Origin of the sequence: Cyanobium sp. A1C-AMD (assembly GCF_024346495.1) — a bacterium.
Taxonomy (GTDB): domain Bacteria; phylum Cyanobacteriota; class Cyanobacteriia; order PCC-6307; family Cyanobiaceae; genus Cyanobium_A; species Cyanobium_A usitatum.
The window spans coordinates 21,067-28,677 of record NZ_JAGQDB010000026.1 but is presented as its reverse complement, the minus strand read 5'-3'; the positions used below and the strand labels follow the sequence as shown (position 1 = coordinate 28,677).

The window sequence follows — 7,611 nt, the reverse complement described above, 5'->3', positions numbered from 1 at the left end:
CGGATGCCGACCGGCTGATCGGCCGGCTCGAGGCGATCCTGCCCGGCCTGAAGGGCGCTATCCGTCACCGCGAAGTCGGCACGCCGCGCAGCCACCGGCGCTTCCTGGGCCGCATGGGCGGCAGCTACGGCCCAATCCCAGCCCTGCGCCTGCCGGGGCTGCTGCCGATGCCCTTCAACCGCACCGGCCTCGCCGGCTTGTATGCGGTGGGGGATTCCTGTTTCCCAGGCCAGGGCCTCAATGCGGTGGCCTTCAGTGGCTTTGCCTGCGCCCACCGCATCGGCGCCGATCTGGGGCTCAACCCATGGGCGTTGCCAGATTGAGCTGGCGGTAAACCGTGCTGAGGCCCCGCAGGATGAATTCCACACCGATTGCCAGGGTGAACATGCCCATCACCTTGGTGAACACACTCAGGCCCACATCACCGACGAGCCGGACGATGCGCGCACTGAAGCTGAAGACCACAAAGTTCACCACCACCAGAGCCCCAATCGCCGCGACCAAGGCCGGCACCGTTCCCGAACTCTGCGCCTGATAGGAAAACAAAATCACAGCGGAAAAGGTGCCTGCACCCACCGTGAGCGGCAGGGCAATCGGCACCACGGCGAACCCGTAAATATGGGCATCGTTGCCTAGATCCGCTGGCTCGGTGCCGGCAGCAACCGCTTTGATTTCGACGTCATCGGGCTGGCGAGATTTCATCATGTCCAACCCCAAACCACCAAGCAGCAGCCCGCCGGCAATCTGGAAGGAGCTGATCGAGATACCAAAGAAGCCAAGAATCGCCGGCCCCAGCAGCAGAAACAGCAGCAACATCGCCAAGCAGGCACCACTGCTGATCAAGATGATGCGCCGCACCTTTGCCCTGGGTAGGCCACGGCTATGGGCCAGAAAGGCGCCCAAAGCCGACACGTTGTTGCCAATAGCCAGCAAACCAAGCAAGTAGTGCTGAACCGTGCCTTGTGCAATAACCAAACCCGGCTCCATCAATGGTGAAAGGCCTGCTCGGCGACATCCGGTGCCAACAGGGGCCCCGGCAGCCGCTCGAACCAATCGACGGCCCGGCGGATGTCCTCCAGCAGTTGATCGGCCATATCGCGACTGAAACCTGCCCGCACCACAAAGCGCAAAACCGCAAGCGAGGCACAATCGGCGGGCATGGTGTAAGCGGGCACAAGCCAGCCCCGCTCGCGCAACTTGTCAGATAGCTGGAACACCGTCCAATTGGTTACCGCTGGATCCAACTTCAAGGCAAAAACAGGCAGCTGGCCGCGGGGATGGCTCACCAGCTGCAGGGGAGCCAGTTCAGCTAGGCCATCAGCTAACTCGCAGGCGATCGCTTCAAGCCTGCTCATGCGCAGGGCATATCCGGCCCGACCCAGATGCAGAAAATTGAAATACTGGGCCACCACCTGGGCCCCGGGACGGGAGAAATTCATACCGATCGTGGGCATCTGGCCACCCAAGTAGTTGACGTTGAAGCGCAACTCCTCAGGCAAGGCCCCCTGCTCGCGCCACAACACCCAGCCCACCCCTGGCAACACCCCCCCATACTTATGACCACTGGCATTGATCGACTGCACCCGGGGCAACCGGAAATCCCAAACCAGATCAGGTGAATTAAACGGCGCCACAAAACCTCCCGAAGCCGCATCCACGTGCATTGGGATATCGAGGCCAGTGCGTTCCTGCAGCCCATCAAGGCAGCGGTGAATCTCGGCGATGGGCTCGTAACTGCCATCGAAGGTGCTGCCCAGAATCCCCACCACACCGATGGTGTTCTCATCGCAATAGGCAACTGCCTCCTCGCCAGTGAGATGGAGCCGCTCGGGGGTGATCGGCACCAGCCGGGGTTCCTTGTCCCAGCAGATCTGGGTGTTGGTGCCCATCACCAAATTGGGGCGCCGATCATCGAGGCCAGCGGCACGCCGCTTTTGTCGCCAGTGCCACTTGAGCACCATGCCCCCCAGCATGCAGGCTTCGCTTGATCCAGTGGTGGAGGTACCGATCGCCTGATCGGGAGATTCGGCATTCCAGAGATCAGCCAGAATATGCAGACAGCGCTCCTCAAGCTCTGCCGTTTGAGGATATTCATCCTTATCGATCATATTTTTTTCGGCGCACTCCTGCATAAGCTGCAGCGCCTCTGGCTCCATCCAGGTGCCCACAAAGGTCGCCATATTTAGGCGGGCATTGCCATCCAGCATCAGATGATCGTGCACCAACTGATAAGCCAGATCCGCTTCCAGCCCTTCCTCACCAAGGCGGTCGCGGGGAATCTCGGCCGGCAGATTGCGCAACTGCAGACGATGGCCAAGCCGCGACTCCAGGTTCAACTGAGGGGAACGATTGCGTCGGTTCGCCAAATCAAATCAAAGCCAATGCGCCTAAACCTAGGTCTGGCGCCCAACGACGACACACCCTTCCTCCATAGGCTGGGCCTAGAACGTCAGCGATTCAGCATCTCCATGCCCGGCTCCCCTACCCCCAGCTCCGCCGAGCTGGCCACTTACCTCGAGCAACGCGGCGAGCTCAGCAAGCCCTGGATGCTGCAGCTACTGCGGCTCACCAAGCTCAAGGAGGCCAAAGCCAGCATGGACCCGGATGCCTACATGGCCAGCCTGCAGGAGGCCCACGCCGATCTGATGCGACTTGGCGAATTCTGGAAAGGCCGCGAGCAGGAAGTTTTCAGCGGTCGCTACCAGCCAGAGACCCTGATCGAACCCCTACCCGGCTCCCCCGAAGATCGATGAGCGGCACCTTGGCCGTCAGCAGCGACCGCTACCCGATGGCCGCGCTGATCCGCTTCACCCTGATCGCTCTCTACTTGGCAATGGTGGCGCCCCTGCCCCTACTGGCACCAGCAGAACTCAAATTGCTGCTTTGGCTTGCTCTACCCCTGGGGCTGGGCTTGGTAGTGGCAGCCACCAGTGAAGCCGTAGAGCTAGATGCCGATGGCATTCGGGTTGGCCATCCCAGCTGGTGTGCCTGGCTGCTGCGACGCGGCTGGAGCCTGCCTTGGAAATCCATCAGCGGACTCACACCAGTAGCCACAAGCCAGGGGGGCCGGGTCTTTTACGTGAGGGGAGAAGACGGATCGGCCTACCTACTGCCGCAACGGGTTGCAGCCTTCGAGCAGTTTCTGGGCCGCTTCAGCCAGGAAACGGGCATCAACACCAGCTCAATCGGCCGGATCAGCCCACCTTGGACCTACCAACTCCTAGCCGGCCTGAGTGCCGCCATGTTGCTCGGAGAGTTGGTTTGGGCTCTTAAACCAGGGAGTTGAGCTGCTGACGCACCGGCTCTTCCTCGGCAGCAGCTTCGGGCAGGGTTTCCAGGCTGAAGCGATAGCCCTGCTGGCGCATCGTTTCGATGCCGCCACCTTCACCCAACCCAGCCTGCTCTAACTTGCGCCGCAGGGTGAGCACTTGGGTGTCAACCGAGCGGGGACCGCCGCTGAAGGGAGGCCAGGCCATACGCAGTAGCTCCTGACGGCTGCGCACAACCCCAGGGGGCATTAGCAGTGCACAAAGCAGGGCAAATTCCCGTGGACTCAGCTCGACTGGCTGGTCGCGCAGGGTTACCTGACGGAGCAATACGTGAACTTCAAGCGGACCAACGCAGACCCGCTCCTGCAGACCGGTGCCGCCGCGGCGCAGCAGGGTGCGGCAGCGGGCGGCGAGTTCTTCAAGGCCAAAAGGTTTGCGCAGCACATCATCTGCGCCCGCATCAAGCAGGCTCACTACGGGCTCCGAACCGGTGCGGGCCGTGAGCACCATCACGGAGCAGCGCAGCTGGGCCGCCAGGCGCAGGGCGGAACTCTCATCGAGTAATTCAGCGCTGATCAGCAGATCGGGGGACTGGTCCTGGCACACGTCCAGAGCTTCACGAGCCGTTGCAACCGCCGCCGCAAGATGGCCGTCCTGCCGCAGTCGCTGGGCCAGCACCGTGCGCAGGGTCGCGTGGGGATCAACCACCAAAACCCGCTGGGGCTGGCTTCCGGCCTGATTGGCGGCCCCAGAGGCCGGCAGTGGCGGGTTAGAGGAGTTGATGGAGTCCACAACTGTGTTGAATTCACCTTAACGGCAGCCGCCAGGGGATCCGCGTATCAGTCGCTGCGTTTGTGTGGACACCACCAACTATGCGGAGACCACCCAATCGCGGCTTCTGCCTCCAAGGGGCAAAATAGACAAAGGTCCTACGACCCCATGACTTCGCTTCAACACCCAGACGCCATCCGCCACTTCCAGTCGCTGTGCGATGCCTGCCAGGAACTGGCCCATCGCTTCCACAGCCCTGCTGAATTGAGGCTCTACGCCGATGGCTACATCCACGCCCTGCGCCGCACTGCGGTGCTTGATCCGATCTCCCAGCGGCGACTAGAGGAGCTCACCGACCGCTGGATTCGAGATCCTTCCAGCTTTGTGGGTCCAGATGGTGACCCGCGCAGCCTTTACGAAAGCGAGCGCTACTGACTCGCTGAATGGCTAGCTGCCCCTTTCAGCTAGCCAGAGCCACTTCCAGCTTCTCGCGCAACTCACCGGAGTTGTACATCTCGATCAAGATGTCGGAGCCACCGATGAATTCCCCTTTCACGTACACCTGGGGAATCGTGGGCCAGTCGGAAAATGACTTGATGCCATTACGGATCTCAGCATCCGAGAGCACGTCGAAGGTTTCAAACGGAACCCCAACTGAGTGCAGTATCTGCACCACGTTGTTGGAGAAACCGCACTGGGGCATCAGCTTGTTGCCCTTCATAAAAACGAATACCGGGCTGCTGGCCAGGAGTTCTTCGATGCGTTGGCGGGTAGTGGCGTCCATGGACTCAGGCGGGAGTGGATGTTTGCAGGGCTAGGGCGTGGATTGCCTCACTGGCCAATTCCTGGCGTAGGGCGCCATACACGAGCTGGTGTTGCCTGACCCTGGTCAGGCCGTCGAACGCTGCGGAGATCACCGTGACCTGCAGATGGTCGCCGCCACCGGTGAGGTCTTCAACCTCAACATGGGCATCGGGCATGGCCAAGGTGATTGCGGCCTTCACCTGGTCTGGATGCACCATCGAAGCGAAGAGGCAGCGAACAGGGGAAATCTAGTGGTCAGCTGCCAGGGGTTGCCGCGGCCCCTGATGTGTAGGGAGTGGCGGCGAAGCCAATCTCGACCAGGCTCTGGAAAGCCTTGCGACCCTCTGGGCTGGCCGGGGTCATCACCTTGACCACCTCGACCAGCAGGGGCACCGCCACCTCAGGCTGGTTCTGGCGACGGAACAAGGCCGCCAAGCGCAGGTTCGCCTGAGCCATGGTTTCCAAAGCTTCCCGCCCCTTTTGGTCCATTTCGCGGGGGATGCGGGCATCGAGTCCGCGGAAGGAGCCGCTCAGGTCGCGATAAAAGCCGAGCAGGCGGCGACAGGCATCGCGGGCCTGGTCGTAGAGCTTGCGGGCTTCGGCCAGATTGCCCTTAGCAACGGCGGCGTCACCGCGCACCAACAGGGCGCGCACACCCTCAAGATTGAACGGGCTGCCGGTGGACTCCAGGGCCTTTTGGGGCTCCTGCTGAGCTTGCACCTTGGCCGGAGCTAGGGGCGCAGCGAGGGCCATCAAGGCCAAAGCGGAGCCACAAATCAAGCGGGATGGCCTACGCACAACCAGCAAACAAATATGCATCAACTTTAGGGGGCCAGACCCAGGGCTCCCTGGGCCTGGCCTTCAACCACGGCCATGGCGGCGGCGAGGTGGGCGGTGAAAGCACTCGCAGCCTGCCTTCCCTGGCCCTCCAAGCTGAGAGGTGGGCCGAAACAGAGCACGGCCCCATCCCCGCGGCGGGGGGGGCGATGGCCATAGGCGATGCCGACGGGCACCACTGGTACCGCCACGCCCTGGCCGGCGGCCAGCATGGCCAGGCGGGCGAGGCCCTGGTGCAGCCGCAGGGGAATCTCTTCCCGCACGATGCGTCCCTCTGGAAAAACCACTAGCTGCTCACCGGCAGCAAGTAGGTCCACGGTGTAGCGCAGGCTGGCCAGGGAGGGGCGCCCCTGACTCACGGGAAAGCAGCCCAACCGGTGCAAAAACCAGCCCTGCAGCCCGCGCATCTCATCAACCGTGACCATAAAGCGGCAATCCCGCCCCGTAATGCGGCGGCCTGCGGCGTGGGTCAACAGCAGGGCATCCCAGCGGGCCCGGTGGGTCGGAGCTAGCAGCAGCGGCCCACTGAGAGGCAGATTTTCGCTGCCAAGCACCTGGACGCTACGGAAAAAAAAGCGGAGGCCAATGTCCTGGCTAGCCACCATGGCGAGCGGTGCCAGCCAGGGGCTGATGCCATTGCAGAGCCCCTTTTCCCGGGAGGAGGGGGCCTGGGTGGACAACGCCGATGGGCCTGATTGAACCGCCAACAACCCGTTAATTGCGAGCAAGTTCAAAGCTAGGGGCTAGGCAATGGAGCTCGGCTCGAGCGCGGGCAGTTGAACTGGCGTCCTGAGCCGGCGCAGGTTGCGGTATCCATAGGATTTGGGCGGAATCACCGCCTGCCAACCACTCCCCAGCCATGGCCAGCCTCGGCGTCAACATCGACCACATCGCCAATGTGCGCCAGGCCCGCCGCACGGTGGAGCCCGATCCGGTGAGCTATGCCCTGCTGGCCGAGCTGGGGGGGGCTGACGGCATCACCGTGCACCTACGGGAAGACCGGCGCCATATTCAGGACCGCGATGTGGAGCTGCTGCGTCAAACCGTGCGCAGCCGGCTCAATCTGGAGATGGCCGCCACAGCTGAGATGGAGGCGATCGCCCTACGCCTCAAGCCGGACATGGTGACCCTGGTGCCGGAGAAGCGTCAGGAGGTAACCACAGAGGGCGGCCTCGATGTAGCGGGTCAGCAGCCAGCTCTCAGCGCTCTGGTGGGTGCGCTGCAAGACGCCGGCATCGGCGTGAGCCTGTTTGTGGACGCCGAGGCGAGCCAGCTGGAGGCCTGCCGCGCCACCGGCGCCCGCTGGGTGGAGCTGCACACCGGCGCCTACGCCGAAGCCGACTGGAGTTTGCAGCCAGCCGAGCTGGCCCGGCTCACGGAGGGGAGCTTCATCGCCCGCAGCCTCGGGCTGCGGGTAAATGCCGGCCACGGCCTCACCTACCAAAACGTGGAGCCCATCGCCGCCATCGAAGGCATGGAGGAGCTCAACATCGGCCACACAATCGTGGCCCGGGCCCTGGCGGTGGGCCTGGAAGAAGCTGTTCGGCAGATGAAGGCGCTGATACAGAATCCGCGCCGCGACCCCCTGTTCGGCAGCCGCCAGCTATGAGCACCTATCACTTCATCGCCGCCAGCGAAGCGTTCCTCACCGTTGAGGAGCCCCTTGAGGAGGTGCTGCGCGAAAGGGTGCGCCACTACGGAGAACAGGGCAAGGAAATCGACTTCTGGCTGGTGAAACGGCCAGCCTTTCTCGAGGCACCCCAACTCGAACCGATCGGCAGCGCCGTGCCGCGGCCGGCGGCGGCGGTGGTGTCCACCGATGAGAAATTCATCACCTTTTTGAAGCTGCGCCTGGAATTCGTGGCCGTGGGCCGCTTTGAAGCCCCCAGTGCCGCCATCCCCGACGCCCTAGCCAGCGCGGCCTGAAATC

Annotated in this window: 12 protein-coding genes and 1 pseudogene; 6 read left to right on the top strand and 7 right to left on the bottom strand. The window is 62.9% G+C overall.

The window, feature by feature from the left end; translation table 11 throughout:
• Positions 1 to 323: pseudogene (locus KBY74_RS06340) on the top strand (carotene isomerase); the annotation flags it as partial.
• Here the strand turns inward: KBY74_RS06340 and KBY74_RS06335 are convergent.
• Both KBY74_RS06335 and KBY74_RS06330 read right to left on the bottom strand, forming a co-directional pair.
• Positions 298 to 975 carry a MarC family protein gene (locus KBY74_RS06335; protein ID WP_254941960.1) on the bottom strand — a complete coding sequence of 226 codons (678 nt, stop codon included), beginning with the start codon at positions 973 to 975 and terminating at the stop codon, positions 298 to 300. The pseudogene KBY74_RS06340 and the gene KBY74_RS06335 sit on opposite strands and share 26 nt — an antisense overlap.
• 11 nt (positions 976 to 986) lie before the next feature.
• Entirely contained in the window at positions 987 to 2,336 is a 1,350-nt protein-coding gene (locus KBY74_RS06330; protein ID WP_254941959.1) for a glutamate decarboxylase, read from the bottom strand.
• Positions 2,337 to 2,468: 132 nt separating this feature from the next.
• Here KBY74_RS06330 and KBY74_RS06325 point away from each other — a divergent pair, with 132 nt between their 5' ends.
• On the top strand, positions 2,469 to 2,753 hold the full coding sequence (locus KBY74_RS06325) for a hypothetical protein (protein WP_254941958.1): 285 nt from the start codon (positions 2,469 to 2,471) through the stop codon (positions 2,751 to 2,753).
• The gene (locus tag KBY74_RS06320) at positions 2,750 to 3,286 is read left to right on the top strand and encodes a hypothetical protein (protein ID WP_254941957.1); all 537 of its coding nucleotides are present in this window, start codon (positions 2,750 to 2,752) and stop codon (positions 3,284 to 3,286) included. The genes KBY74_RS06325 and KBY74_RS06320 overlap by 4 nt, the downstream gene beginning before the upstream one ends.
• On the opposite strand, the gene KBY74_RS06315 is transcribed toward KBY74_RS06320, so the two are convergent.
• Positions 3,270 to 4,031 carry a response regulator transcription factor gene (locus KBY74_RS06315; RefSeq protein ID WP_254941961.1) on the bottom strand — a complete coding sequence of 254 codons (762 nt, stop codon included), beginning with the start codon at positions 4,029 to 4,031 and terminating at the stop codon, positions 3,270 to 3,272. The genes KBY74_RS06320 and KBY74_RS06315 overlap by 17 nt on opposite strands.
• A gap of 177 nt (positions 4,032 to 4,208) precedes the next feature.
• Here KBY74_RS06315 and KBY74_RS06310 point away from each other — a divergent pair, with 177 nt between their 5' ends.
• Entirely contained in the window at positions 4,209 to 4,475 is a 267-nt protein-coding gene (locus KBY74_RS06310) for a DUF6761 family protein (RefSeq protein WP_254936090.1), read from the top strand.
• A 25-nt stretch (positions 4,476 to 4,500) separates the two neighbouring features.
• On the opposite strand, the gene grxD is transcribed toward KBY74_RS06310, so the two are convergent.
• The 4 genes from grxD to KBY74_RS06290 form a co-directional block, all read right to left on the bottom strand.
• On the bottom strand, positions 4,501 to 4,824 hold the full coding sequence (gene grxD / locus KBY74_RS06305) for a Grx4 family monothiol glutaredoxin (RefSeq protein ID WP_254936089.1): 324 nt from the start codon (positions 4,822 to 4,824) through the stop codon (positions 4,501 to 4,503).
• Positions 4,825 to 4,828: 4 nt separating this feature from the next.
• A complete protein-coding gene (locus KBY74_RS06300; RefSeq protein ID WP_254941956.1) occupies positions 4,829 to 5,062 on the bottom strand; it encodes a BolA family protein in 234 nt (77 codons plus the stop codon).
• A gap of 37 nt (positions 5,063 to 5,099) precedes the next feature.
• Positions 5,100 to 5,597, bottom strand: a complete 498-nt coding sequence (locus KBY74_RS06295) for a hypothetical protein (RefSeq protein ID WP_254941955.1) — start codon at positions 5,595 to 5,597, stop codon at positions 5,100 to 5,102.
• 71 nt (positions 5,598 to 5,668) lie between these two features.
• Complete coding sequence (locus tag KBY74_RS06290; protein ID WP_254941954.1) at positions 5,669 to 6,361, bottom strand: 1-acyl-sn-glycerol-3-phosphate acyltransferase; 693 nt, start codon at positions 6,359 to 6,361, stop codon at positions 5,669 to 5,671.
• A 179-nt stretch (positions 6,362 to 6,540) separates the two neighbouring features.
• Between KBY74_RS06290 and KBY74_RS06285 the strand changes: the two genes are divergently transcribed.
• Together KBY74_RS06285 and KBY74_RS06280 are read left to right on the top strand one after the other, a co-directional pair.
• On the top strand, positions 6,541 to 7,290 hold the full coding sequence (locus KBY74_RS06285; protein ID WP_254941953.1) for a pyridoxine 5'-phosphate synthase: 750 nt from the start codon (positions 6,541 to 6,543) through the stop codon (positions 7,288 to 7,290).
• Complete coding sequence (locus KBY74_RS06280; protein ID WP_254941952.1) at positions 7,287 to 7,607, top strand: MgPME-cyclase complex family protein; 321 nt, start codon at positions 7,287 to 7,289, stop codon at positions 7,605 to 7,607. Before KBY74_RS06285 ends, KBY74_RS06280 begins: the two co-directional genes overlap by 4 nt.
• Positions 7,608 to 7,611 lie beyond the last annotated feature (4 nt).

Excerpts from the sequence above, each read along its gene's own strand:
- KBY74_RS06295 (WP_254941955.1), bottom strand. The coding sequence starts at position 5,597 with ATGGCCCTCGCTGCGCCCCTAGCTCCGGCCAAGGTGCAAGCTCAGCAG.
- KBY74_RS06325 (WP_254941958.1), top strand. The coding sequence starts at position 2,469 with ATGCCCGGCTCCCCTACCCCCAGCTCCGCCGAGCTGGCCACTTACCTC.
- KBY74_RS06300 (WP_254941956.1), bottom strand. The coding sequence starts at position 5,062 with ATGGTGCATCCAGACCAGGTGAAGGCCGCAATCACCTTGGCCATGCCC.
- KBY74_RS06285 (WP_254941953.1), top strand. The coding sequence starts at position 6,541 with ATGGCCAGCCTCGGCGTCAACATCGACCACATCGCCAATGTGCGCCAG.
- KBY74_RS06280 (WP_254941952.1), top strand. The coding sequence starts at position 7,287 with ATGAGCACCTATCACTTCATCGCCGCCAGCGAAGCGTTCCTCACCGTT.
- grxD (WP_254936089.1), bottom strand. The coding sequence starts at position 4,824 with ATGGACGCCACTACCCGCCAACGCATCGAAGAACTCCTGGCCAGCAGC.
- KBY74_RS06310 (WP_254936090.1), top strand. The coding sequence starts at position 4,209 with ATGACTTCGCTTCAACACCCAGACGCCATCCGCCACTTCCAGTCGCTG.
- KBY74_RS06320 (WP_254941957.1), top strand. The coding sequence starts at position 2,750 with ATGAGCGGCACCTTGGCCGTCAGCAGCGACCGCTACCCGATGGCCGCG.